General features: G+C 59.7%; 25 protein-coding genes and 4 pseudogenes. 14 read left to right on the forward strand and 15 right to left on the reverse strand.

The features are described from left to right. Positions 1–6: 6 nt before the first annotated feature. A pseudogene (locus tag J2R76_RS34010) lies at positions 7–634 on the reverse strand (PHP domain-containing protein); the annotation flags it as partial. Positions 635–951: 317 nt separating this feature from the next. On the opposite strand from J2R76_RS34010, the gene J2R76_RS34015 reads away from it, so the two are divergent. Next, a complete protein-coding gene (locus J2R76_RS34015) occupies positions 952–3162 on the forward strand; it encodes an ATP-binding protein (RefSeq protein WP_076826819.1) in 2211 nt (736 codons plus the stop codon). Here J2R76_RS34015 and istA read toward each other — a convergent pair. Next, positions 3110–3958, reverse strand: a complete 849-nt coding sequence (istA, locus tag J2R76_RS34020) for an IS21 family transposase (RefSeq protein WP_244558766.1) — start codon at positions 3956–3958, stop codon at positions 3110–3112. The two genes, J2R76_RS34015 and istA, sit on opposite strands and share 53 nt — an antisense overlap. A gap of 382 nt (positions 3959–4340) precedes the next feature. Between istA and J2R76_RS34025 the strand changes: the two genes are divergently transcribed. Together J2R76_RS34025 and J2R76_RS34030 are read left to right on the forward strand one after the other, a co-directional pair. Next, positions 4341–4586: a hypothetical protein gene (locus tag J2R76_RS34025; RefSeq protein WP_141340621.1), complete on the forward strand. Its 246-nt coding sequence runs from the start codon at positions 4341–4343 to the stop codon at positions 4584–4586. A gap of 840 nt (positions 4587–5426) precedes the next feature. Beyond that, positions 5427–5608: pseudogene (locus J2R76_RS34030) on the forward strand (epoxide hydrolase); the annotation flags it as partial. Positions 5609–6016: 408 nt separating this feature from the next. Here the strand turns inward: J2R76_RS34030 and J2R76_RS34035 are convergent. The 3 genes from J2R76_RS34035 to J2R76_RS34045 all read right to left on the reverse strand — a co-directional run bounded on the left by J2R76_RS34035 (position 6017) and on the right by J2R76_RS34045 (position 7676). After that, positions 6017–6625, reverse strand: coding sequence for a hypothetical protein (locus tag J2R76_RS34035; RefSeq protein WP_076826821.1), 609 nt, complete (start codon positions 6623–6625; stop codon positions 6017–6019). Positions 6626–6644: 19 nt separating this feature from the next. After that, a complete protein-coding gene (locus tag J2R76_RS34040) occupies positions 6645–7142 on the reverse strand; it encodes an Hsp20/alpha crystallin family protein (protein ID WP_244558767.1) in 498 nt (165 codons plus the stop codon). 84 nt (positions 7143–7226) lie between these two features. Beyond that, positions 7227–7676, reverse strand: coding sequence for an Hsp20 family protein (locus tag J2R76_RS34045; RefSeq protein WP_076826824.1), 450 nt, complete (start codon positions 7674–7676; stop codon positions 7227–7229). A gap of 23 nt (positions 7677–7699) precedes the next feature. Here J2R76_RS34045 and J2R76_RS34050 point away from each other — a divergent pair, with 23 nt between their 5' ends. Continuing rightward, on the forward strand, positions 7700–7870 hold the full coding sequence (locus J2R76_RS34050; RefSeq protein WP_158074180.1) for a hypothetical protein: 171 nt from the start codon (positions 7700–7702) through the stop codon (positions 7868–7870). Positions 7871–8148: 278 nt separating this feature from the next. Here J2R76_RS34050 and J2R76_RS34055 read toward each other — a convergent pair whose 3' ends face one another. Both J2R76_RS34055 and J2R76_RS34060 read right to left on the reverse strand, forming a co-directional pair. After that, positions 8149–8241: a hypothetical protein gene (locus J2R76_RS34055; protein WP_307720387.1), complete on the reverse strand. Its 93-nt coding sequence runs from the start codon at positions 8239–8241 to the stop codon at positions 8149–8151. Positions 8242–8311: 70 nt separating this feature from the next. Beyond that, positions 8312–8785, reverse strand: a pseudogene (locus tag J2R76_RS34060) (MarC family protein); the annotation flags it as partial. 1270 nt (positions 8786–10055) lie between these two features. Here J2R76_RS34060 and J2R76_RS34065 point away from each other — a divergent pair. From J2R76_RS34065 to ltrA, 5 genes are all read left to right on the forward strand, one after another. Next, the gene (locus J2R76_RS34065) at positions 10056–10760 is read left to right on the forward strand and encodes a DnaB-like helicase C-terminal domain-containing protein (RefSeq protein ID WP_083714969.1); all 705 of its coding nucleotides are present in this window, start codon (positions 10056–10058) and stop codon (positions 10758–10760) included. A gap of 80 nt (positions 10761–10840) precedes the next feature. After that, positions 10841–11239, forward strand: a complete 399-nt coding sequence (locus tag J2R76_RS34070; protein WP_057016786.1) for a transposase — start codon at positions 10841–10843, stop codon at positions 11237–11239. Beyond that, positions 11236–11583: an IS66 family insertion sequence element accessory protein TnpB gene (tnpB, locus tag J2R76_RS34075; protein WP_057016787.1), complete on the forward strand. Its 348-nt coding sequence runs from the start codon at positions 11236–11238 to the stop codon at positions 11581–11583. Before J2R76_RS34070 ends, tnpB begins: the two co-directional genes overlap by 4 nt. Before the next feature lie 47 nt (positions 11584–11630). Continuing rightward, complete coding sequence (locus J2R76_RS34080) at positions 11631–13295, forward strand: IS66 family transposase (RefSeq protein ID WP_076825946.1); 1665 nt, start codon at positions 11631–11633, stop codon at positions 13293–13295. A gap of 1961 nt (positions 13296–15256) precedes the next feature. Further along, positions 15257–16606, forward strand: a complete 1350-nt coding sequence (ltrA, locus tag J2R76_RS34090; RefSeq protein WP_069280038.1) for a group II intron reverse transcriptase/maturase — start codon at positions 15257–15259, stop codon at positions 16604–16606. A gap of 122 nt (positions 16607–16728) precedes the next feature. On the opposite strand, the gene J2R76_RS34095 is transcribed toward ltrA, so the two are convergent. Together J2R76_RS34095 and J2R76_RS34100 are read right to left on the reverse strand one after the other, a co-directional pair. Further along, positions 16729–17031 (reverse strand): HigA family addiction module antitoxin, encoded by a 303-nt coding sequence (locus J2R76_RS34095; protein ID WP_076829481.1) that lies wholly within the window; start codon positions 17029–17031, stop codon positions 16729–16731. Between the two features lie 19 nt (positions 17032–17050). Further along, positions 17051–17332 (reverse strand): type II toxin-antitoxin system RelE/ParE family toxin, encoded by a 282-nt coding sequence (locus J2R76_RS34100; RefSeq protein ID WP_076829478.1) that lies wholly within the window; start codon positions 17330–17332, stop codon positions 17051–17053. 430 nt (positions 17333–17762) lie between these two features. On the opposite strand from J2R76_RS34100, the gene J2R76_RS34105 reads away from it, so the two are divergent. The 5 genes from J2R76_RS34105 (at position 17763) to J2R76_RS34125 (ending at position 19249) form a co-directional block, all read left to right on the forward strand. After that, positions 17763–18185 (forward strand): hypothetical protein, encoded by a 423-nt coding sequence (locus J2R76_RS34105; RefSeq protein WP_244558888.1) that lies wholly within the window; start codon positions 17763–17765, stop codon positions 18183–18185. Positions 18186–18251: 66 nt separating this feature from the next. After that, positions 18252–18440 (forward strand): hypothetical protein, encoded by a 189-nt coding sequence (locus J2R76_RS34110; RefSeq protein WP_253625467.1) that lies wholly within the window; start codon positions 18252–18254, stop codon positions 18438–18440. 3 nt (positions 18441–18443) lie between these two features. Then, positions 18444–18767 (forward strand): hypothetical protein, encoded by a 324-nt coding sequence (locus J2R76_RS34115; protein WP_076829473.1) that lies wholly within the window; start codon positions 18444–18446, stop codon positions 18765–18767. Between the two features lie 69 nt (positions 18768–18836). Then, entirely contained in the window at positions 18837–19076 is a 240-nt protein-coding gene (locus J2R76_RS34120) for a hypothetical protein (protein WP_158074211.1), read from the forward strand. Then, the gene (locus tag J2R76_RS34125; RefSeq protein WP_158074210.1) at positions 19073–19249 is read left to right on the forward strand and encodes a hypothetical protein; all 177 of its coding nucleotides are present in this window, start codon (positions 19073–19075) and stop codon (positions 19247–19249) included. The genes J2R76_RS34120 and J2R76_RS34125 overlap by 4 nt, the downstream gene beginning before the upstream one ends. 723 nt (positions 19250–19972) lie before the next feature. On the opposite strand, the gene J2R76_RS34130 is transcribed toward J2R76_RS34125, so the two are convergent. From J2R76_RS34130 to J2R76_RS34155, 6 genes and pseudogenes are all read right to left on the reverse strand, one after another. After that, positions 19973–20152 carry a hypothetical protein gene (locus J2R76_RS34130; protein ID WP_076829470.1) on the reverse strand — a complete coding sequence of 60 codons (180 nt, stop codon included), beginning with the start codon at positions 20150–20152 and terminating at the stop codon, positions 19973–19975. Between the two features lie 87 nt (positions 20153–20239). Beyond that, positions 20240–20986, reverse strand: coding sequence for a Crp/Fnr family transcriptional regulator (locus tag J2R76_RS34135; RefSeq protein ID WP_076829467.1), 747 nt, complete (start codon positions 20984–20986; stop codon positions 20240–20242). Positions 20987–21487: 501 nt separating this feature from the next. Then, entirely contained in the window at positions 21488–21736 is a 249-nt protein-coding gene (locus J2R76_RS34140; protein ID WP_028344455.1) for a DUF6894 family protein, read from the reverse strand. Between the two features lie 138 nt (positions 21737–21874). Then, a pseudogene (locus J2R76_RS34145) lies at positions 21875–22024 on the reverse strand (GTPase); the annotation flags it as partial. A 375-nt stretch (positions 22025–22399) separates the two neighbouring features. Then, a complete protein-coding gene (locus J2R76_RS34150) occupies positions 22400–22714 on the reverse strand; it encodes a hypothetical protein (RefSeq protein ID WP_158074209.1) in 315 nt (104 codons plus the stop codon). 563 nt (positions 22715–23277) lie between these two features. Further along, positions 23278–23418 (reverse strand): hypothetical protein, encoded by a 141-nt coding sequence (locus J2R76_RS34155; protein ID WP_158074208.1) that lies wholly within the window; start codon positions 23416–23418, stop codon positions 23278–23280. Positions 23419–23423: the final 5 nt, after the last annotated feature.

A 23423-nucleotide genomic window follows, 5' to 3' on the forward strand; every position in this document is an offset into this window, starting at 1 on the left:
ATGGCATTAGGCGACGCGGAAGAGCGAGCGCCGCCTCTGGCCGAGGTAGCGCGTGATCTCGGGAAGCGTCATCGCGTTCAGGACCCTGTCCGGCGGCACACCGCCTTTGCGCGCCATCTCTACACCCCAATGCATGTGATTGAGTTCAGGCGCCGAGTGCGCGTCCGGATTGATGCTCATCATGCAGCCGAACTCGAGCGCCGCCTCATGCCAACGCCAGTCTAGGTCAAGCCGCCATGGGTGGGCGTTGGTCTCGACGGCCACGTCATGCTTCACACATGCCTGCAACACTTTCTCAACGTCGATTTGGTAGCCTGGCCGCCGCTGGATTTGCCGTCCGGTCATGTGGCCGATGATAGTGGTTTGAGGATGCGAGATGGCCCGGAGCATGCGCTGCGTCTGGGCCTTGTCGGTTCAATTTGAACCGGCCGCGAATGCTCGCGACCACGAAGTCGAATCGCTCCAGCACGTCGTCGGCATTGTCGAGCGACCCGTCGGCAAGAATGTCGGACTCGATTCCTTTGAGGATCCGGAAATCCTTGCCGAATCGCTTGTTCAGCCGGTCGGCTTCCCTGTGCTGCTGCGCGATCTCCTCGACAGAAAGACCGCCAGCATAGTGGCCGCACGTGGAATTGAGCATCAGCCGAACGCCAGCTCAGGCGGACGGCGTCCATCACCGAGGTCGGACAATTCCTGCGGCCTTCCGTCATGGAACCTGAAAAGATGGCTAGGGAAGGGCCGTGATGCGGTTCTTTGTTCCGCATTGTGTTGACGTTCTGAACGAAATTTCGTGCCCCCACCGTACCCGCTCGAAAGGGAACTCACCGCTGGGACCCTGCGTTGGCCAAGTGTACTTCTACAGCCTCTGGGGGCCGTCAAGAAAGTCGAGCTACTGACGCCGGCCTGCCTCCTTCCGGGATGTGGCATCCGCACTTTTGTCAGGGAGCATCGATGATCGAAGCTGACGACCTCACAAGCGCGCCCGATGAAATCAGCGCGGCCCAGTGGCGTCAGATCGTCAATGGCGCGACTGATACGGCCATCATCAGCGCCGATGAACGCGGACTCGTTACCAGCTGGAATACCGGCGCGAGCCGGATCCTTGGCTGGAGCGAACCCGAAATGCTCGGCAAGTCCTTGGACCGGATCTTTGCCGCAGACGCTGGCCAGGCGCAGTTGCGCAAAGAAATGGAAGATGCGACCGCGCACGGTAGGGGCGGCGGCGAGGAAGGCTGGCGCCTCCGCAAAGACGGGAGCCGTTTCTGGGCGGTGGGCGAACTGAGCCCGATCCGCGAGGGCGGAAAGATCGTCGGTTTCGTCAAGATCCTGCGCGACCGCACGATCCAGCGGGAGGCCGAGGAGATGATCCGTGAAGAGCGGCATTCGCTCGAAGTGCTCAATCGTGCCGGATCGGCCCTTGCCCTCGAGACTGATCTCCAGCGCCTGGTGCAAATCGTAACGGATGCGGGCGTCGAACTCAGCGGTGCCGAGTTTGGGGCGTTTTTCTACAACCTCACCAACGAGGCCGGCGAAAGCTACATGCTCTACACGCTTTCGGGAGCGCCGCTGGAGGCATTTTCGAAGTTTCCGATGCCGCGAAATACCGAAGTGTTCGCGCCGACCTTCAACGGCGAGGGCATCGTGCGCTCCGACGATATCACCAAGGATCCCCGCTATGGCAAGAATGCGCCGCGTCGAGGCATGCCCGAAGGCCATCTGCCCGTCCGGAGCTATCTCGCCGTTCCCGTGATTTCGCGGACGGGGGATGTGATCGGAGGCCTGTTCTTTGGCCACGGCAAGCCTGGCGTCTTTTCGGAGCGCTCCGAGCGGGGCCTCTCGGGGCTCGCCGCCGAAGCGGCCGTGGCAATCGACAATGTCCGTCTTTCGCAGGCGTCGCACCGCGAAATCGCAGAACGCAAGCGTGCCCAGGAGGCGCTCGTCGAGTTGAATGCCACGCTGGAAAAGCAGGTGATCGAGCGCACCGAACAGCTTAAGCGCAACGAGGAGGCGCTGCGGCAGTCCCAAAAGATGGAAGCGGTGGGGCAGTTGACGGGTGGGGTCGCCCACGACTTCAACAACCTCCTCCAGGTGATCATGGGAAATCTCGACACGTTGCAGCGTAATGTTCCTTCGGATTCCGCGCATCTGCAGCGCGCCGTGCGTCACGCGATGAATGGCGCCCAACGGGCGGCCTCGCTTACCCAGCGCCTTCTCGCGTTCTCGCGCCGCCAGCCCCTCGATCCCAAGCCGATCGACGTGAACGTTCTGGTCAACGGCCTTTCCGAGATGGTCCATCGCACGCTCGGCGAGACGATCGCCGTGGAGACCGTGCTCGGCGCCGGGTTGTGGCGCGTGGAAGCCGACCCCAATGAGCTCGAGGCTGCCATCCTCAATCTCGCCGTCAACGCTCGCGATGCCATGCCAAATGGGGGAAGGCTGACACTTGAGACCGGTAACGCCCACATCGATGAAGCCTATGTCGCGGCACATAGGGAAGTGGTGGCGGGCCAGTACGTCGTCATATCGGTCACCGACACCGGCGTTGGCATGGACCGGCAGACCGTGGCGCAAGCGTTCGAGCCCTTCTTCACGACGAAACCCGTCGGCAAAGGCACGGGACTTGGGCTGAGCCAAGTGTATGGCTTCGTCAAGCAGTCGGGCGGTCATGTAAAGATTTATTCGGAACTTGGGCAGGGCACCACCGTCAAAATTTACCTGCCTCGCCTGTTAGGCGACTCGTCGGATGACACCACACCTGATGAGACGCTCAATCCGGAGGCGACCCAGGAAGAGACCATTCTCGTCGTCGAGGATGACGCCGACGTCAGAGCCTACTCTGTCGACAGCCTCCGCGAGCTCGGCTATCGCGTGCTGGAGGCCCATGATGGGCCGGCGGCTCTGCGGATTCTAGACCGGCAACCCCGAGTGGATCTCCTGTTTACAGACGTGGTCCTTCCGGGAGGTATGACGGGCGCGCAGGTCGCCGCTCAAGCCAGAGCCATCCGCCCCTCCTTGAAGGTGCTGTTCACTACCGGATATGCCCGCAACTCGATCATTCATCACGGCCGGCTCGATAAGGGCGTGCAATTGATCGTCAAGCCCTTCAGCTTCAATGAACTGGCCGCCAAGGTACGCGACGTGATGGATCAAGTCGAAAACTGAGCGATGGGGCGCGCAGCAGAACGAGTTGGCTTTTCTCCGTCTTGCCCTTCGTGCGCGCCCGATACGGTGCGCAGGCGCGAGGACGGAAGCCCCAATGCTTCGCGAACGCGATGAGCTTGTCGTTAAACTGGACCGACCGGCTCACCGCGTCGTGGCGCACCACGAGCGCGCGTGGATTGTCCATCAGCACTTCCTCCGGCACGCCACCGAAGGTCGTAAATGCGCTCTCGAGCCCGGCGAACCAGTGCTCTTGCTTCTCGGCCCGGAACGCACGCACATGCAGCCGCCGCGAATGCCCGAGCGTCGCCACAAACACGAATGCTTTGATCTTCACCCCGCCGATCTCGACCAGACGCTCGCCGAAGTCGATCTGCAGCTGCCGGCCCGGCGGCGTCTCGAACCGCGTCGTCGCCAGCGCTTCGGCCTTCAGCGCCTGGCGATAGGGCTGCACGGCGCGTTGCAGCGTTCGCCGGCTGACTGCCACGCCTTCCTCGGCCAACAGGTCCTGGCGCACCACATCCGCATTGCCGCGATGCCGAACGAACCTCTCGCGCAGCCAGCCTTCAAGGCCATCGAGCCGTTTCGGGCGATCAGGCGACTTGAATGGCTTCAGCCCACCGGCCGCCACGTAGCCCTTCACCGTGTGATGGCTGCAGCCCAGCTGCCGCGCAATCCGCTTCAGACCCCACCCGCACGCCCTCAGGCGCAACATCTCCGCCACGTCATCCGGCGTCTTCATCACCTGCCCCCGTGGATCAATCCACGACGAGCCTTCCGTGATTCGTTCCTCGTTCATTCCCTCTCTCCTCGGCTATCCAAGGAGGGGGCAATTCCTCGTGACGCCGAGGGGGCAGTTTTCCATGGCGCGCGACACACGGGGTACGCAATGCCCGAGTGGCCGAACGTCGAGCAGCAAGATGAAGACGACGAGGCGGCCTGAAACGGGCTAGCTCGCGCTGGCTCAAGAAAAAGACGCCGCCGGTCTCAATAATACACGCCCGGCGGCGTTTCCTTCCTGAACTGGGACGCTGAAATCCCCAGCACCAAGCAAACTGCAGGGGCTGTGCCACGGGCCAATGACGCATCAAGTCCGCGTGATATGTGAGGCCGTTCACACGCGATCATCGCGAGTCGGCCTAATGCACCGATGGGTGGCAACTCGGTGTCGGAGAATTGTGATGCCGTTTTTCAGCAGCCAAAGCTTGGCGTCAGCAGCCGCTGCTTCAGTGCTCAGTATTCTCGTCGTGGGAGCGCTTACCTTTTCGGCCGTTGGTTATGTGGAGTGGTCATCGGGCGTTAATCTGATCCATTTCATGGGCCGGACTGCCGCGGATGCCTCAACGCCGGTTCTGCCGCTCAAGGGGCGAACAGGTTGCGAGCAGGGCAATAGGCCGCTGCCCGCGCTTTCTCTACCGCTCGACTGACGCCGACCTAAAGCGACAGCGCCCAATGTCCCTAAGAGACTAAACCGCCAGACGGGCAGGCAGAGCCTCATCGCCTGCTGGCGACGTGCATCGGCGAATTTGTGCCTGGCTCGGGCGCCCCTATGGTTGCCCATATGGCAATGCCTATGGCCAGCGCTAACAGCACTGTCTTTGTAGCAATCTTGTCGCCAGACATCTTGAGACGCCTCTCATGCGTCAGCGCGGCAAATCTCAAAAATTACGCCGCCGGGCCCGAAATGGTTTGTCCCGGCGACGCCCTGTCATTCCTAGCGCTAGGGCCCTGAAATTCCCAACGTCACTTGCTTAGCAGGTACCCGGAGTGACGGCTGTTGCCTAACTCACACAAGGTCCAAAAGAGGAGCCGACGCTCAGGGCCGGTGCGCCGGCTCCTCCGAAACGTGACCGTGCTGCGTCCCCAACGGTCCCGTCCCTCAGAGAAGCCTGCGCAGATCACGTTGCTGATTTGCTAACGCCTCGGGAACAAGTGGGAATGCGAAGAGTCAATTCGTTGCTCCCGCGATCAGGTGCCCCCCCGACCGGGAGTTGAGTGGCGACCCTGGTGCCCCCAGCGCCGGGGTCGCTTGTATGCGTCCCCCTGAGGCCCTCGGCATGTGCGACGTCGAGTGCAATTCAGGCTGCCGCGGATGTACCGGCATTCTGCCTGAACCGAGGTGGCTCTTGCTCACCGGCACCCGCGCCCCCAGCAGACGAAACGACAGCCTCAGCGATCCCCAAGCTGGGGCCGTTTTCGCGTTTTGTGTGTAGAATTGGCCGCGGGCGCGGAAGACACGCCATCGGGGCCCGGGCTGTTGCGGCGAACAGGGAGGCGATTGGGGAGCGTTTGTCGTCGACCAGATGGGCTTACAGGCACCTGCGGGATGCTTGCCATCCACACCAACATGCCCGCCACCGTTCCAGCCGACGTCGACAAGGCCCTCAAGGCCGGCAACCCACCGCCGTCCAGTCTCTCCGCAGAGGAACGACGCGCCTATGAACAGCTGGTCAGAACTCTGGCGCGAACATGCTCACCGGAGGTCACCCATGAAAGATTGGAGGCGATGCGCCAGTTTTCGGCGTAGCTCGAGTGGTAGGCTTTAGCCCACGAGCGATGGGAGTGCTGTGGTCACCATTGTCAATTTGGGATTGGAGGACGTTTGATTAGTGCTCGACCAAACGCGCCGATCATTGCTGCCGCCTCATGATCTCCACGATCATCGAGAATGCGATGAAGCGTCCTCGCACTTTCTTGGAATACGGGCAAAAGCGATGGGTCACGTTCGCACAAGACACCTGCGATACACAGTGCAAGGGCCTCCACACCCATCTTCGCTTGAGCTAACGGATCTGCTGCCATCTTTTCCTGCCTTCATCGACAGTTTCGCAATCGTACACCGCCCGATCCCCGGGGCTCAGTTTGTGTGACGACGCTCGCTCCTGGAGGCGATCAAGCCCTTTAATTCCTCGACAAGACGCCGCCTGATGAAGTTGCGTTCTGCGTCAGTCAGTTGAGTGTCCAACAGCCGCCGGTACCGCCGTACATTTGCTTCGCGAGTCCACCGAGCATCCGCGCGGGATACTCTCAACGGCCGATGCCGCTTCGTCGCAGCATGTCGTTCGGAATCGCAAACGGCGCGCACCGGCTTGCTCAACCGAGGCAGTTGCATCGCCATTCCACCGCGCGGCGGCGGATCCTCCTCGTCGTCCAGCCGCTTCAGCGCCGCCAGGATATCGGCGAGGCGCAACCGATGTGGAATGCCAGGGATCTCCCGCAGGGTCGGTTGCGATTCGATGACGTACATATCCGATGCCCAGGACGATAGGATGACGCGCTTCTCGTCTGTCGAGAGCCGCGCGTCATTCAATACATCGCCGGGTGAATTGTAGTGGGATACTGAATGAAATAGCGACTCATTGAGGTTGGCATTACGATTGACTTGGCTCATGGCGTGTCTCCTGTTTCTCCTCTCGTCCAGAGACGCGTTGTTAAAGGCTTGGATATGGAGGTCGGCGACGGTCATGCACCGCCGACCTCTGACGTTAGTTGCTGTTGATCGCGATACGCTTGACGCTCGATCGTGACTGCTCGGACCTCGGCAGCGTCACGGTGAGGACGCCGTTCTTGAAGTCGGCCTTCGCCTTATCTTCCTCGACGCCATCAAGCGGAATCTGGCGCTCGAAAGAGCCGTAATATCGCTCGCTGACGAACTTGGAATCGTCGCTGCGTTCTGCTTTCCTTTCACCCCGGATTGAAAGGATGCCGTTGGCGATTTCAACCTGGACATCCTTTTCGCTGAGGCCTGGAAGCTCGGCGGAAATCCTAACCTCCTTATCGGTCTCATTCAGTTCCAGGCGCGGCCAGCTAAACTGGCCCTCCATCAACGGAGCGTTGATGCGACCGAATGAACCGAAGCCGCGGAAGGCGTCATCGAACAGACGGTTCATCTCGCGGTGAAGCGTGAGAAACGGATCGAATGCCTCTCGTCCGGTTGAGAGTTCTTGCCCTTTGCCCCAGGGAACGAGATCCCGAATACCCATGATATCCTCCTTAACTTGACATGCGGCTGGTCAGCGCACGGACGGTTACCGTCCGTGCGTGTTTTGGCCCAATAGGAAGCGGGCTCAGGCCGCCTTCTGCGTGATCTGTCCGCCAGGAGCGCCACTTCCGATGGCAATACGCCGAGGCTTCATGGCCTCGGGGATTTCGCGCACGAGCTCGATCTGCAGCAGACCGTTCTCGACCATTGCCGACTTGACCTGCACGTAGTCGGCGAGGCTGAACTGTCGCTTGAACGGACGCGCCGAGATACCCTGATAGAGGTATTCGTGCTGGTCCTTGTCGCCCTTGCGGCCTTCCACGGTCAGCACGTTCTGCTCAGCCGTCACCGAAATCTCGTCCTGGTTGAAGCCGGCCAGTGCGACCGAGATCTGGTAACGGTCCTCTCCGAGCCGCTCGATATTGTAGGGCGGGTAGTTGTCTTCGGACCGTTGCTGGGTTTCGTCGAGAAGATCGATGAGGCGGTCGAATCCAATACTCGAACGCCACAGGGGAGCGAAATCGTATGTCCTCATAGCCAAGTCCTCCAGAGAGCAAGATGGATACGAAGGAGCGCAAGACGATCGGTGCAAGACACCTGTCCGGCGCCCTGGTTGCTTTGCCGAGCCCAACCTGGCGCCCGGCACCGCCCGTAAGCGGCAAAAATCCAATTAGAAAAACGGCGATCAGTTTCAAGAGCGTTCGCAAAAATTTTTTGGCTTGGTTTTAGTCGGGTTATTCCGGCCCGCGCACCGGAACCGAGTTCGGGCAGTTGGCTCGCGAGGGCACGCCGGCCATCTGCGCCGGGTCGGGAGACCGCTCAATGCTGAACCTCGCGCGGGATCGGAGAGTTTGCACTTTGTCCCCGGGCGTGCCAGTCCCATTGCGGTATTTCCATTTGCTCTGGGGCCGGCTGCCGTGCAAAGGCTCGCCACGAAGGCACGCGTCATGTGAGATCCGTTGCGCAGCCGGCGCGGAAGCCTAGCTTGCAACTGACCTGTCAGAATTTCAGCCGGCCAATTCGGGCAATTCGCTCCGCAGGCCAGTCATAATGAAGTTCACGCCTATCGCCGCTACAATGAGCGCCATGGTGCGGGTCATAACGTTGATCCCCGGTTTTTCCCAGGAACCGCTCAATCGCCGCCGCCGTCCAGAGTGTCAATCCGATCAGGAATGTTGCGATGATTGACGCCGCAGCAAGCAGCGCCTTCGAAAGCCAGCCAGGATTATCATTGGAAAGGGTGATCATGATGCCGACTTCGGCTGGTCCGACGAGCAAAGGGAATGCAAACGGTGTTATCGCCATTCCATGGATATCTACCTCGCTGCTGTCAACTCCGGTGGATTGCAAGAATTTCCCATACTGTGCCTGAAACATCTCGAGCGCGATGACCAGTGCGAGCAACCCGCCCGCGATACGAAAGTCATCGAGGCCGACATTGAAGAAGCCGAGGATCTGCTTGCCGAGGACCGCGGCCCCCACAAAGAAAACCGCAACCGCCGTGCATGCCAAGACGATGATACGATGGATATTTGCGCTTCGCGCCTGCCGCGTGATCGCAAGAAAGACTGGAATGGCTCCGACCGGATTCGTCAGCGCATCGTGATTCCGACGAACTGATTCCAAAGCATAGTCGCAGCCCACCTTGGACAGCTGAACGCCGCCGCCCTCAATCCTTTTCGATGGTAATTTGTGACTCAGCTGCGAGGCCAGCCAGTGAACTCACTATTGTACGACGCAAAATTGTACGACGCAAAACGTCATCTGGAATGTCGGCGGATTTACACACGATAATGCGTGGCGCCTCGCTACGACCGGCCCAGACCATGTATCTGTGAATTAAACCGCCCGACTTGATGCCTTCAAGGGCCTCGGTAAGTAAATCGTGAAGCTGTGCCGTGAGCCCCGCAGTTAGGTGCCCGACGCCTCCAATTCAGTCATTTCCAATTCGCAACATCGCGCGAGCGAGCTCGAGCTCACTGATTGCCTGGCGCAATGCCCGGCGGGCCGCACTCTTGTCGCCGTTCGCACAGGCTGCGCTCAATTCAGCAAGGTGTCGACGCGCCGTGTCGGCGTGCGCCACAAGATCCGCAGCCCCTGCAAAGCTGGATCCCCGTTTCGAGTCCATGGTCAAATTGTCTCCGAGGACCTTTCGGTAAGCTGAAGCTTGCTCACAACAGACGATGGGAGCAGATTCGGCCATTTCAAGGGTTCTTGGCCATGGTCGCAGCCCGGAAGGCTTGTGATCGTAGAGCCGCTCAGAATTCGGTCAGCACGGTTGTCGCTGGAAGCTTGATCGAGCCGACCGGGTCCATGGGACAAGGGGGATCCTGGAACATCCCGGTTGCTGGCCTCCTTGTGTCGGTTGCCAAGTCATCGATCGCAATGGCACGGCCGTCGCGCCCGTGCCATACGAGTACGCCGAGCATCTTTTGCTCGGCATCGTGAGATTAGCGAGTAGGACCTTCTCCACGGAGCGCCTATGACGGTCCATGTCCATTTGATGACGATGCATCTATGACGAAAGTCGCGAGCGCTGGATCGCTCTCGACTCTAAGCGGCGTTCGATTCCAAACCGTTTGAGATCGCCGGAAACGAAATCGTCGGCAAGTCGTCCGGCGCATGATGGGTGTGGCACACTAACCTCAACCTCACATGCCTTTTAGGCGTCCCTCGTGGACGTCGATTGATTGTGCCTTCAGGCGCGTCACGAGGCGAGACAAGCCGTGGTTTTTGGTCACGTGCTGGAAGATCTAGAAGCATGTATTGTACTCCAAAAGAGGGGCGTGAGCTGGGGATACTCGACGGGATAGGAGACTAGAGCTGACGTCCGCAAGGTTTTGGCAGCCAAACAGGAGCGTCCGGTGCTCGCGACCAGGGCGCTTTTTGTTTGTGAGGCTCACTCCCGCTCTACATCGACGATACATCCTCGCTTTCCGTTGGCGAGGTGAGCGCCAGAACCAGAAGTCTCGCCGAGCGGGCGCAGCGGGAAGGGCGCCGGCTGGGCTTCATCGTCATCGACTATCTGAAGTACCTGAAAGCGTCATCCCAATATCGTGGCCAGCGTCACTATGAGATCGGCGAAATCTGCGGTGGTCTGAAGTCGCTGGCCAAGGAGCTGAATATCGTCGTCATCCTGCTCGCGCAGCTCAATCGAGAAGTCGAGAAACGAGATGACAAGCGGCCACAGCTTTCCGATCTGCGTGAGAGCGGCGACATTGAGGCGGACGCCGACACGGTGCTGTTTCTCTTCAGGGAGGAATATTACCCGTCCAAGCTCGAGCCGAAGCCGGGCACACCCGAGCACATGGAGTGGCAGACGAAGATCGAAAGCTGCCACAACCGCCTCGAGATCATCGTTACGAAGCAGCGAAGCGGGCCCACTGACTCGTCAGGGTATTCTGTGACCCCGCAGCACAGCTATGCGCTCGACTTGGTCGCGACGATCACGCGGCTGCAGGCATCGTCGCCGACCAAGCTGGCGGTGCGCTGCCCTCTGGGTGCCGAACCGCGCGATCGCGACCAACATCTCCAAGCCGGTGCAATGCGACATGATGCCGATCAAGCGGGCAGGTGGGTGGTACGAGGCGCCGGGCGCGACGATGGAGCGGGCGGTTGATCGTATCCCTCCGTTGAGGGCCGCCTTGTTTGACGAACGCGATCGCTGCAGGTCCTAGGGGTAATCCTAGGAGAAGCGCTATGACGATTTCGAGGGCGGAGGTGATCACGTCGGTCGAGCGGCGGCGCCGCTGGTCGCAAGATGAGAAGGAACGGCTTGTTGCAGCGTCGCTGGAGCCCGGCGCCAATGTTTCCGAGGTGGCTCGCGTGGCCGGGCTTCATGTGAGCCAGCTGTTCAGGTGGCGCAAGGAGCTTTGCAGGCACGGCGAAGCGAGCATAGCGCCGTTTGTTCCGGTTGAGATTGGGTCGTCCGCGCCACCGCGGGAGGTGGCCGAAGCGCCGTTGACGACGACGACGCGTCGACGCAAGAGCCACGGCATCATCGAGATTGATCTTGGTACCGGGCACCGCATCCGGGTCGATGGCGACGTTGATGGAGACGCGCTACGTCGTGTTCTCGATGCTTTGGTCCGCCGATGATCCCAGTTCCCACGGGCGCGCGAGTGTGGCTCGCGACAGGCTACACGGACATGCGCCGAGGCTTTCCGTCGTTGGCACTCCAGGTGCAGGAGGTGCTGCGCAAGGACCCGCTCAGCGGTCATCTGTTCGTCTTCCGCGGTCGCCGAAGCGATCTTGTGAAGGTGATCTGGCACGATGGCCAGGGAGCATGCCTGTTCACCAAGAGACTCGAGAGAGGAAAGTTCGTCTGGCCATCGGTTGCGGGTGAAGCTGTGACGATCTCGCCGGCTCAGATGAGCTACCTGTTGTCCGGAATCGATTGGCGTAACCCTCAAGAAACCCATCGGCCGACGCGGGTCGGATAGCCGCTTTTACGATTTGAATCTGCTGCTCGATCTGATTCAATGGCTTCATGACATCGAAGCCGGACGATCTTCCTTCTGACCTCGCGAGCGCCTACCTTGCGCTGCTGGCCGAGCGAGAGATGTTGCAGGCTGAGCGCGATGTCGCCGTCGCGGATGCCGCCAGTGCGCGGGCGGAGCTGTCGGACAACGAAGCGCTGATCGCACATCTTGAGCTGCGGATCGAGAAGCTCAAGCGCGAACTGCACGGGCAGCGATCCGAGCGCTCGGCACGGCTGCTCGAGCAGTTGGAGTTGGAGCTCGAGGAACTCGTAACCACGGCGAGCGAGGATGAGCTTACCGCTCAGGCGGCGGCGGCGAAGACGCAGAACGTCCGTCCCTTCACGCGTAAGCGGCCGGTGCGCAAGCCTTGGCCAGACGATATCGAACACGAGCGCGTCGTCGTTGAAGCTCCAACGACCTGCGCCTGCTGCGGTGGATCACGGCTGGCGAAGGTCGGCGAGGATGTGACCAAGACGCTGGAGGAGATCCCGCGCCGCTTCAAGGTCATAGAGACGGTACGCGAGAAGTTCACCTGCCGCGATTGCGAGACGATCAGTCAGGCGCCTGCGCCGTTCCATGCCACGCCGCGCGGCTTCATCGGTCCACAATTGCTGGCGACCATCCTGTTCGACAAGTTCGGCATGCATATCCCGCTCAACCGCCAAAGCGCGCGCTTCAAGAGCGAGAGGATCGACCTGTCGTTGTCGACGCTGGCGGACCAGGTCGGCCACGGGACCTTCGCGGTCATGCCGCTCTTCCACCTGATCGAACGCCATGTGCTCGCTGCCGAGCGCCTTCATGGCGATGACACTACCATCCGGATCCTGGCGAAGGGCAAGTGCACGACCGGACGGATCTGGACGTATGTACGGGATGATCGGCCCTTTGCCGGGCCTGCGCCGCCTGCGGCGGTCTATTACGCCTCGGGTGACCGACGAGGCGAGCATCCCCAGAAGCATCTGGCCGCCTTCGCCGGCATCCTGCAAGCCGATTGCTACAACGGCTTCGAGCCGCTGTTCGATCCGCAGAAGAAGACACTACCAATTACGCCGGCGTATTGCTTTGCCCATGCCCGGCGAGGCTTCTTCGAGCTGGCTGACATCGAGAAAAATGCTCGGGAGGGCAAGAAGGGTAAACCGGTCTCCCCGATCGCACTGGAGGCGGTCAAGCGGCTGGACGCGTTGTTCGAGATCGAGCGCGCCATCAACGGCTGTGACGCTGACGACCGGCGCGCCGTCCGCCAGGAACAGAGCAAGCCGCTTCTCGACGACATGCACGCCTGGCTGCTGCGCGAGCGCGAAACCCTCTCGCGCTCGTCCGAGGTCCTGAAGCCGATCAACTACATGCTCAGGCGCTGGGAGGGCTTCGCCCGCTTCCTCGACGACGGCAGGATCTGCTTGACCAACAATTGCGCTGAACGCGCATTGAGAGGCATCGCCTTGGGACGGCGCAACTGGACCTTCGCCGGCAGCCAGCGTGGGGCCAACCGTGCCGCCATCATGCTGACGATGATCACGACGTGTCGTCTCAATGACGTCGATCCAAAGGCCTGGCTTGCCGACGTCCTCACCCGTATCGCCGATCTTCCCACTTCGCGTCTGCACGAACTGCTGCCCTGGGAATGGAAGCTTCTGCGCCAGGCTGCAGAGCCCTCCGATCAGCGGGCCGCCTGATCTTCACCCAACGCCATCATAGCGCTCTCGAGACCCGCGCGCATGCGTCAATCGGGCGGCCCTCGTCGTGTGCGTACGGTTGATCTCGCTGCGTTCAGGATACATCCCGGCGCGACGATGCTTTGGCATGATTATCTTCTGAGGAGATGGCGAGATCAGGCAGCGTGACAAATGCATAGCGAAAGTGTCATTAGGAGACGAATGAGTATTTTGAACCGTTTGAGTATTTTTGAATGAAAACAATTATTTAAGCGAGTAACGTGGGATATAGAAGCCCGCCGCTGCCCCTAGTATTTATTCCTCATCACCGCACGGCTTTGGGTATCTATCGGTGATGAGATCGCCGTCACCGCGCTCCCGCCTTCTTGCAACGGAAAGGAGTGCGCTGTGGTCATCAAGCGTCGCAATCGAACGAAACATACCAAGACATTCGAAGATAGATTGGCCGAGGAGGCCGCTCGCTTCAGGGTCGCTGCTGCGCAGCTCCCGCCGGGCACTCAGCGCGAGCTATATCTTCGCCGAGCGCGTCAGGCCGAGACGGCAGCCCATATCAACGAGTGGCTGACATCGCCAGGGCTACAGCCGCCTAAGGCGCTCGAGGACGTACACATGAGGAAGTAACATGACCCCCAGGGAACGCCGTGACATGCCGTGGATTATTGGAGCTGCCACTTTGGTTTTTGTCCTGTCGATCGTCGTTGGCGGCATGACGTACTTCCGGTAGACAGCCGGCCTTGCGGAGCGAGATCCCCAGTGGATTGACTTTTGCACTCGTAGCCAATATTCGCCCGCAAATCAGCTTGAGTGAATAGATGCGCCCGGCCGCTCCCGTCCGGGCGTCTCTCGTGTGTGCCGAGCATGACCGGCAGCTTGGAGGTGGAAGTCCTCTATCCAGCCTGATGACGGTGAAGGATTAGCGAAGCGCAAGGGCGTCATCGCGAGGTGGGGTCTGAAGGAAGCGTGGAGCAAAGCCGCGGCCCGATGGACAAAAACCGGATAACGAGGCCTACCCGGCCGGACGAGCGAGCACGTGATCGCGAAGTCCACGGTCATCAAGGGCCGGGGTGGTAAATCCGGCGGGCGTGCGGCGAAGGCGGTCGATCTTACCTCGGGAGATCTGCGCTGCGTCTCGGCAACGAGACTGAGGTCGTCGTAAGGCGACTTGACCGCAGTGCAGAAGTCAGCAGAGGGCATAGTAGGCGGAACGAGTTTCGCCGAAGGCCTGAACGCTGGAAGTGACGAGTAGATGCAGCGATATCGCATCGGCCATGCGACTGAATTCCGGGCAACTGGCCTCGGAACGGCGGGAAGGGGTGAAACCCTGACTGACGCTGATCAGAGGAGTCGAAGCTGGCGCGACGATTGCTGACACCCAAACTACGGCGGCAACAGAACAACTCTTGCCGCTTAATCCAGCGAACCGCCGTATACGGACCCGTATGTACGGTGGTGTGGGAGTTGCGCCTTGCAAGCGCGTTGAAGTCTGCCGTCTGAGATGACGGCCGCGGCAAAGCCTAGCGAGCAGCCGCGAACCGAGTCTTGCGTGGCGTCCGGTAACGGCCGTTGCGAAGCGTAGACAGGGAGGTTGTAGGCCGGAATGAAGTGAACGGGAAAATAGCCCCGAAATCGAACGTGATCGGAGTAGCCGACCCTGTCTCTCAAAGGGGAAGGCGGAACCGCAGGCCGCGACAACGCGAGCGGTCAGAGGTGCTCCCGGGGTTCGTACCGCCAGCATGCAATCAAAGGAAGCAGCGTGAACAAGGGAGATCCATCCGGTTCAAGCGCAAGCTTGTAAGACCTGCCAAGCCGCTGAGGTGAGAAGGGTCTGACGACCGGGTGGAAGTCAGACTGACCGATAGTACTCCGAGGACGGGAGAGCCGGCCACATGGGGAAGCGGTCAGCGGTAGTTGAATTGTTCTTGGGCGACATGGGCTCCATTCAACGGGAGTTACGGCCTTCTATGCAAAGAGAAGATCAGCTGACCATGGAAACGAAACTTGAACAAATAGCAGTGAAAGCTCGGCGCGAGACAAATCTTCGCTTCACCTCGTTGGCCCATCACATCACGCGCGACCGAGTGCAAAAGAATCTATTACAGATTCCGAAGCGCTCCGCCGCCGGGGTGGACGGACAGACGGTGGAGGCGGCGAAGGAGAGCTTCGAGGACTGGATAGGGCCAATGCTCCAATCCATCCATCGCCAGGGATATCGGGCGCCGAACATTCGGCGGGTCTATATCCCCAAGCCCGGTAAGACGGAGAAGCGCCCCCTCGGGGTTCCAACTGTCGCCGACCGGGCGCTCCAGCGCAGCACGGCTGAGGTGCTGGCCGCTATTTACGAGCAGGACTTCTTACCCTGCTCGTTCGGCGGCAGGCCGAAGCTCAGCGCCCATCATGCCTTGGCGACCCTCAATGAGGTGATCGCCGGCGGCATGATCAGCTGGGTGTTGGAGGCGGATTTGAAGAACTTCTTCGGGAGTCTCGATCATGATCGGGTCCTCCGGTTTGTCGAACATCGAGTCGGTGATCCGCGCCTGATCAGCTTGATCCGGCGCTGGTTGAAAGCGGGCATCCTGGAAGACGGAGCGGTGCACCCGAGCGAACAAGGAACGCCACAAGGCGGATCGATCAGTGTGCTTTTGAGCAACCTCTACCTTCATTACGTTCTCGACCTCTGGTTCGAACGCGTGGTGAAGGGTCGGTTGCGGGGCGAAGCCCGACTGGTGCGCTATATCGACGACTTTGTGATCTGCTTCCAATATCGATCGGACGCCACCCGCGTACAGGAGGCCTTGCGTCTTCGGTTGGGGAAGTTCGGCCTCACTCTAGAGCCGACCAAGACCAAGTTGGTCGAGTTTGGTCGGTTCGCGCAAAGACATGCGGGCAAACGCGGCAGAAACCGCCCGGAAACAATCTACTTTCTGGGGCTGACGCTCTATTGCACGCGAAACCAAAAAGGCAACTTCAAGGTTGGGATGCGCACCGAGAAATCTCGGCTAAAGCGCAGCCTTATGTCTCTGCAGGAGCTGATGCGGCAAATACGGCATTACAAGATCAGTGACCAGGCCGATGAAATCAACCTCGTCCTGCGCGGCCACTATGGCTATTACGGCGTCGCCGGAAATCTCCGGAGCCTCGTAAAAGTCTATCGGGCCGTGGAGCGTTACTGGCGCGGAATGCTGCGCAGCCGCAGCTGGGCAGGCCGACGCCTCACTTGGGACGCCTTCAACCAAATCAAAGAACGGACACCGTTGCTGAAGCCTAAGCTGCGCCTCCCTTATCGGGAGCTGCAAGCGCTTGCAGTGCTGTGAACCAACTGTCGAAGAGCGTCGGTGCGGGAAATCCGCACGCCACGTTCTGTGGGAACCGGGGGCGGGCGACCGCCTCCGGTGACCCGGTGGGAGGGGCTGCGAGGCTCCCCCCTATCCCGATTTCACGCAGCTTTCGCGTCGATCGGTTTGATCTTTTCCAGGTCGCTGCCAAGTTCTTGTTCGGCTATCTGCACGTCATAGGCATTCTGCAGGTTCAGCCAAAGCTGAGCAGAGGTTTTCAGCGCCTTGGACAGGCGAAGAGCAGTGTCCGCGGTAATCGAGGTCTCCTCGTTCGCAATACGCTCAATCCTGGTACGGGGAACGCCGCAAACCTTGGCGAGCGCACCGGCCGAAATGTCGAGCGGGATGAGAAATTCCTCGCGTAGCACCTCACCGGGGTGCATTGGGGGCAGTTTCTTTGCCATATGACCCTCCTTGGTCTGGCTAGTGGTAGTCAACGAACTCGACCTCCATTGGACCTTCAGCGGTCCATGTGAAGCAAATGCGGAACTTATTGTTCACGCGGATGGAATATTGCCCCTTGCGGTCGCCTTTCAGGGCTTCAAGGTGATTGCCGGGAGGGGCCAAAAGGTCGTCTAGGTTCACAGCTGCGTTCAGATACTGGAGCTTACGGCGAGCTACCTTGAGCAGATCGGCCGGAAAGCCTTTCTTGGCTTTGCCGTTGAAGGCTGCTTCGGTCAGCTCGTCCTTGAAGCTCTTGATCATGATCGGAGTGTATCATGCGGTGATACGTCTCGCAAGAGGTTTGTATCATAATATGATACGTTCTGTAGATCCGCAAGTTTTCCGATGGCGGAAATCCTCCTACCGAATAGGTGGGAGCCGCGGGATTACTACGCCGCTCTGGAGTGCGCTTGAGGCCGGGTGTCGGCGCGCGATCGGGATTTGGCGTCGTCGAGCCGGCAAGGATGACGTTTGCCTGCACTGGGCGGCCTCGTCGGCATTCGAGCGGCCCGCAGGGGCGCAAAGCGATCTTTTCATTCGGTTCAAGAACGGGGCGACCTGGCAGGTCGTCGGCTCGGATAGCTATAACTCGACGTCGGGTCTCCTCCAGCCGGTGTGACATTCTCCGAATGGGCGCTTGCGAACCCAGCAGCGTATGCGTATCTCGCCCCGATCCAACCACGCCAAGTCGATGCTGGACGTGGCGCGCGAGAGCTCTGACTGGTTCGCGCAGGTTCTGACTGTCGACAACACGGGCACGATCTCGCGTGAAGCCGTTGAGATCCAGCGCAGGGAGTATCACGGTATCTACAGCGACGAGGCCGGCGATGCGCTGATCGAGCAGGAATATTTCTGTCCTTCGAGGCTGCGGTTCTCGGGCTCCTATTGGGGCAAGCAGCTCCGAGAGGCAGAGCAGGGCGGCCGGATCCTCGATGTCGCGGTGAATCGCGATCTGCCCGTGAACACGGCGTGGGATATCGGTGTCGACGATGCGATGGCGATCTGGTGCTTCCAAGTCTATTTCATGTTCCTGGCCCGGTGCTCCATGCGATCCCGGCGCTCAAGAGCTTCTACGCTGAAGCCAACACGTTCTGGGGCAAGGTCTAGGCAGTAGACTTGTAAGCGCGGAGCCACAGCCGGATGGGCGCTCACGGGGCGTTCGGTCGCGGTGCTATGGGGCTTGTTCCTGACCGGCATCGGGACCGAATTTCAGTGGCTTGATCCAATTGCCGCAGCGCTTGGCGATCCTGATCTGAAGGCCCAAGTGATGGAGGCGCTGGAGGACAACCCGCAGTACCTCGCTTACGTGTTGATGGGGATCTCAGCCATCACTATCGCGGCTCGGCTTCGATCGGTTGGGAAGGCCTGATCGATGTTGGAGACCGTCATTGGATGGTTCTTGAAGGGGCCGCTTGACCGCATCTTCAGTACCGTGGACAACGCGATTAACAATGAGACGACCCGAGAGCAGGTCAAGGCCGATCTCGCGAAGTCCTACCTCTCGTCTCAAGTCGCTATTTTAACCGGTCGCGGATGGTGGTTGCCACTACTGTTCATCGTGCCAGCAGGCTTCTGGTTTGCTGCTGTATGCGTCTATTCAGTCCTTTGGTGCAAGGCATGCGCCTTTCCACAGTCGTGGACGATTGCGGCGCTTCCCTCCCCACTGGATCAATGGATGGGAGCCATCTTTGGCTAGCTGTTCATCGCCAAAGCTGGCGGCGAAAATTGTCGCGCGACTTAAGCGGTAGGGCAATGCGAAGTGGACTTGGCCCAGGAGCTATTGAAACTCGGCCCTGCGGGCCTGATCTGCGTCATTCTTGTGTACTCGCTTTACAAGTCCGAGCAACGCGAAGCGAAGAAGGATATCCGAATCCAGCTGCTCGAAAACCAGCTGACCGAAAGCTATGACAAGCGCGTGTTGGCTGCCGATCGCCTCGCCGAAGCCATTCACAGCACGCGTACCGCGTTGGAAGCCCTGACCTCAGAGATACGGGCAAAGCGATGAACCAGATCATCAATCAGTTTCGACGCATCTTCGCCGGCGACGGGCGCGGGGACAAAGATTTCACCCAGCAGGAAGAGCGGTTGAAGAAGGCTCAGGATGAACTGAAGGAAGCATCCGCTTCATTGGCGCGAGCCGCTAACCATCTCGCCGACTTCATCAAAGCCAGGATGTGATGGAGTTCCAGCCTTCATGATCGTTCTCTCGGTTCTCACCATCGCCATCGCGTTCAGGAGTGGCGCGAGTGGCGAACGAATCCGCCTGATCTTCTGGACAGGCGGTACTCGGCCTGATGCCTTCACGCCTGTTTCCCTCCCTAGACTTTCCCAGCGCCCTTTCGTTCACGCCGAGATGTTGAGGAAGTTACGACCTTGCCCCCGGGTGTGATTCTGATGCTGTGCCCATTAGGGCAGCTGAGATCGGATATCGTCCGGGACGCGAAGGCAAGCGTTGCTGCCGAAAGGATCAACGCCAGCTCGCGACAAATCGGGCACAGATACTTTTTGTCTGTAGGCGGTATTGGCGACGCCATCGGGCTCTCCGCCAAAACACTGCCGGGAAAACGCAGGTTAGGATTGCGGGTTCCCGTGCTGGCTCTCCTCTTGCGGGAAAGGATCGTGCGTTTTGCGGCCGAGGAAGGTGTCAGGCGGAGGTGGTTTTTAATAGTTCAGCCGCCTTTGCAATGAGTTCGCGGACGAATGCGGTCTGCTTGGATATTTGGGCGTCTTCATCGTGAACCCGATGAACAGGTTGGATTGGCATGGCTGTGCTCCTTGGCTTTGCAGGCGGGAGCGCTCTCGGTCTCTCAGCCACCGACGCCTACGGGCAGAGCCTTGGCCGGTGATAACTCATCAACGGCGCTGGAGCGATTTTGCTCAATAGTGAACATAAGCTGGCGCCTAATCGGCGTCGGGCTCTTCTTTGTGCCTCGCCACAGCTTCATTAACTTTGTGGCGGTCGAGCCGATCTTCGGGGGAGAGCATCGAGACAGGGCGCCAGATGCTAACGTTGATCTCCAAGTTTGAATTACGTGGCTTCGTGGCCCACTCCCACCATTGATCAAATGCGTCTTTGGTCACTCACGACTCCTGCGACATTGCCGGGTGCGTCCGGTTCTTGATCTTCCCCTGCCTGATATGGTTCGGGCCGGCGCTGCCTAGGCCGGTTCACTCGGCTGCCAATATGATCGCGCCCGGACTTGGGACTTTTAGCGCATGGAGATAATCGGCGCTGAACTCGGCCACCGTTTCGAGCTCCTCGCGCCGAAGCACGTAGGCGATTTGTCCGCGCCAATCGAGCAATCCCATCTTTCTCAGTTCCTGAACTGTGCGATTGACATGGACGGTTGAGAGGCCACAGGCATCCGCAAGGTCTTGCTGCGTTAAAGGAAGACGGAAAGTGTCGTTGTCGAGCAAACCCACCATCTCAAAACGGGTGGCAAGCTCGCAGAACAGATGCGCGACTCTTGGCAGCGCCGCCCTTGAGCCCAGGTTTTCGACCCATTCTCGGTAGATCGCTGCATGGATAAGGGTCTCTCGCCAAAATGCGTTTGTCAGCCCCGGAGATTCCTTCAACATCCGCCGGAGATGCGAATGGGATATGAAGGCCACAGTCGAGGTCCCCTCGCTGCAGAGATCGTGATCCAAAACGGGCAGATGCAGCGTATGGAGATCAGGTACGTCCCCCGGTACGTAGATGGACGATATTTGATTGCGTTCGGAAACAACCCTTCGACGCGACAGCATTCCAGTCATCACGACGGCACAATGCACGGGCACGTCGCCTTGCTGTGCGACGCGGTCGCCGTCTCTAGATGTTTTGATGATGTGAGGCATCTGCTGGAGCCGAACCTTGTCTTGCTCGGACAGCTCAACGACGGACAGCAAACGCGCGATTAGCTTGACATGCGGCATCAGACACTCCCTCCCCTTCGCAGGCGGGAGCACGAGAGTGTCTCTCAGTCACCAGCGCCCACAGAAAAGGCCTTGGCCGATGATGCTCAAGCAACGCGGGAAAGGGAACTAAGTTCCCGCGCTTGACTGAACCATCAGATGCGTGTTCGCCCCTGCGAGAAAGGTAGGAAATCTCGCTGTAACAAATTGATGCAGAAAGTGCGCTCCGCCGGGCGCAAGATTCACTTCGGTTATTTCGGGAACGCTACTTTGCCAAGATCCTCGATGGCATGGGGCAGGTGATTTTCATTTCCTATTTTTACAGCCCTAAAATGACGACCGCTGCATCCTGGCGGACAGCGGTTCGGCAATCAGTCTAGGCCCCAGCCAGTCCCCTCGCTGGGGCCTTTTTTTGGAACAGGGGGCCACAGGCGCGGTTCTAGTCTCGCTTTGATGAGGAGTGGGACGCCCCCTCGGCCTCAGTGCTCTTCCCGGGCGCTGGGCCGTTTTTGCAGTTTGAGGTTAGCTCACTTTGTTGCGGCTGATCGCGAAGGAAAAGCGGACCGTCATAACGGGGCCGGCGTCGTCCCGGACCTCGATCTCCATTTGCTCAGCGCCGCTACCGCTGAGGGTCGCTACGGCATCACGGGCCATGCCGCCTAAAGATCGCGCAGCCTCGTCCTGTGCCGCGTCCAGATCCCGAAGATCGAGGCCTTCCTCGTCAGGGGTTGTTCCGTTGCCATCCTTTAAATCGAAGTAATACCGAGGCATTGAGCGCGCCCATTCATTTCCTAACATTTCAAAGCGAAATTCGGAGGCGCGTTCCTAGTGGCCCCGCTTTTTGAAATGCGGGCGGCCTGTTTGGGGAGCACAGGAACAGGTCCTCATTCGGCGGTTGGGTCATCGGCGGAGCTGCACCTCGATCACATCGCGGGTCGTGCCGGCATGCGGCGAGACGATCGCGACCTCGCGCTTGGCGAGCTGATTGATCAGGGTTGATTTGCCGACATTCGGCGGACCGGCGATCGCGACCACCAGGCCGTCGCGCAACCGCTTGCCTCCGGACAAGTCGAAGCACAAGGTCAATTTCGACAACCTCACGCCGCTGTTTCCCAATCAGCGTTGATTGGCGGTGATGGAGTGCGCGATGTTCTGCATCAACACCGTTTTGCCGGTGCGCGGCGGCGCCACGATCAGCGCGCGCACTGCCCCCCGCGGCATTCCGACAACGACGGAGCCGAGCTCCAGCGACGCCCCCGCGCTGGGGCTACTTCTCTAGGCCATCACCCGAACGGGTCTTTGCCTGGCTGAAGAATGGCGCAGGGCGCGCTTCCAGCAGTTGCCGGATGGACCGGACCGAGAATCGGCATTCAGGGCGGCGCGACTCTATCTGGAGGTTGGGGCGCGGCGCATGGCAGCCGAGCGGGGGCTTGTTTAGCGAACCCTGGTAGGCTTGCTCATCTCCGCAAGCCCGCCAGCAGTAATGCGATAGCTGACCTTTCCGTCAGCTTCTCGAATCTCAATCCACTGATGGCGAAGTAAGGTCAGCTTCAACTTTGCCTGATCTGGCAGATCGACAGCGGGGACCCATTCACCGCCCCGAAGGTGCTCCAGAAATTGCCGATGGCGATGATTGAACGAAGTGGCCAAGCCAAGCCCAAAGAGCAAAAATTGTTCAGAGTGGACGAATCCAGCAGTCCAGACATTATGGGCATCGAAGGCCCGTCCGTCGTGATCCAAATGGATCACTGACTTATCCCGCGCGAGGCCGACCCGTGAAATACAGCGACAGAACGCTCCCGACGCGATAGAGTGAGTTGTTGAACACAACCGAATGCGTCAAGTGGCTCGTGTATTGGGAGATCGTTCATGAGATTCTTTTTCCTCGGTATCGCAATGGTCGGAATCGTAGTCGGGACACAAGCAAAGGCAGGCGCGAGCCGAGACTATGAAGTTGACTACTACGCGGAGCGACAGCTTCAGACGCAGGTTGGAACGTTCTACAAGCCATGCGGTACCGGCGCCGCCACAATGAACGGGCAGCGAACGCACTACTTCAAGAAGTCGCAATCATCATGTCTGGTCACTGGGGGACATCCGCCGCCAGCGACAATAAGCTGCGAGTTCACCCAAGCGGGTTGCACAGACGCTCTCGCACATGCGTTTCCGCTCATCCCTCACGCACCCGGCTTCAGCCTGAGCATGGGTGCTGCACCCGCGTTGTTCCAAGCTAGCGCCGTTGACCAGGAGCTTTATAAGCGAAACAAGCGCGATTCCGGCGTGAAGTAAATCGGATTGGAGCTTTACGCGACTTAGGTGGCCTCCGGATTAGCCGCATTTGGAGCCGCCGCCTTTGCCGCGGCCAGTTCATTCGCCTTGTTAGCGCTGAGCGCTTTGATTTCCGCCAGCCGCATTTCTCGCTTATGCTTTTCATCAAAAAGCATCTCGATCAAGTCAC

This window comes from Bradyrhizobium sp. USDA 4532 (assembly GCF_024171315.1).
In the GTDB taxonomy this organism is placed as follows: domain Bacteria; phylum Pseudomonadota; class Alphaproteobacteria; order Rhizobiales; family Xanthobacteraceae; genus Bradyrhizobium; species Bradyrhizobium australafricanum.

Bases quoted from the DNA above. Each gene is read 5' to 3' on its own strand.
- J2R76_RS34015 (WP_076826819.1), top strand. From the start codon at position 952: ATGATCGAAGCTGACGACCTCACAAGCGCGCCCGATGAAATCAGCGCG.
- istA (WP_244558766.1), bottom strand. From the start codon at position 3,958: ATGAACGAGGAACGAATCACGGAAGGCTCGTCGTGGATTGATCCACGG.
- J2R76_RS34025 (WP_141340621.1), top strand. From the start codon at position 4,341: ATGCCGTTTTTCAGCAGCCAAAGCTTGGCGTCAGCAGCCGCTGCTTCA.
- J2R76_RS34035 (WP_076826821.1), bottom strand. From the start codon at position 6,625: ATGACCGTCGCCGACCTCCATATCCAAGCCTTTAACAACGCGTCTCTG.
- J2R76_RS34040 (WP_244558767.1), bottom strand. From the start codon at position 7,142: ATGGGTATTCGGGATCTCGTTCCCTGGGGCAAAGGGCAAGAACTCTCA.
- J2R76_RS34045 (WP_076826824.1), bottom strand. From the start codon at position 7,676: ATGAGGACATACGATTTCGCTCCCCTGTGGCGTTCGAGTATTGGATTC.
- J2R76_RS34050 (WP_158074180.1), top strand. From the start codon at position 7,700: ATGGATACGAAGGAGCGCAAGACGATCGGTGCAAGACACCTGTCCGGC.
- J2R76_RS34055 (WP_307720387.1), bottom strand. From the start codon at position 8,241: ATGACCCGCACCATGGCGCTCATTGTAGCGGCGATAGGCGTGAACTTC.
- J2R76_RS34070 (WP_057016786.1), top strand. From the start codon at position 10,841: ATGACGATTTCGAGGGCGGAGGTGATCACGTCGGTCGAGCGGCGGCGC.
- tnpB (WP_057016787.1), top strand. From the start codon at position 11,236: ATGATCCCAGTTCCCACGGGCGCGCGAGTGTGGCTCGCGACAGGCTAC.
- J2R76_RS34080 (WP_076825946.1), top strand. From the start codon at position 11,631: ATGACATCGAAGCCGGACGATCTTCCTTCTGACCTCGCGAGCGCCTAC.
- ltrA (WP_069280038.1), top strand. From the start codon at position 15,257: ATGCAAAGAGAAGATCAGCTGACCATGGAAACGAAACTTGAACAAATA.
- J2R76_RS34095 (WP_076829481.1), bottom strand. From the start codon at position 17,031: ATGGCAAAGAAACTGCCCCCAATGCACCCCGGTGAGGTGCTACGCGAG.
- J2R76_RS34100 (WP_076829478.1), bottom strand. From the start codon at position 17,332: ATGATCAAGAGCTTCAAGGACGAGCTGACCGAAGCAGCCTTCAACGGC.
- J2R76_RS34105 (WP_244558888.1), top strand. From the start codon at position 17,763: ATGCTGGACGTGGCGCGCGAGAGCTCTGACTGGTTCGCGCAGGTTCTG.
- J2R76_RS34115 (WP_076829473.1), top strand. From the start codon at position 18,444: ATGTTGGAGACCGTCATTGGATGGTTCTTGAAGGGGCCGCTTGACCGC.
- J2R76_RS34125 (WP_158074210.1), top strand. From the start codon at position 19,073: ATGAACCAGATCATCAATCAGTTTCGACGCATCTTCGCCGGCGACGGG.
- J2R76_RS34135 (WP_076829467.1), bottom strand. From the start codon at position 20,986: ATGCCGCATGTCAAGCTAATCGCGCGTTTGCTGTCCGTCGTTGAGCTG.
- J2R76_RS34140 (WP_028344455.1), bottom strand. From the start codon at position 21,736: ATGCCTCGGTATTACTTCGATTTAAAGGATGGCAACGGAACAACCCCT.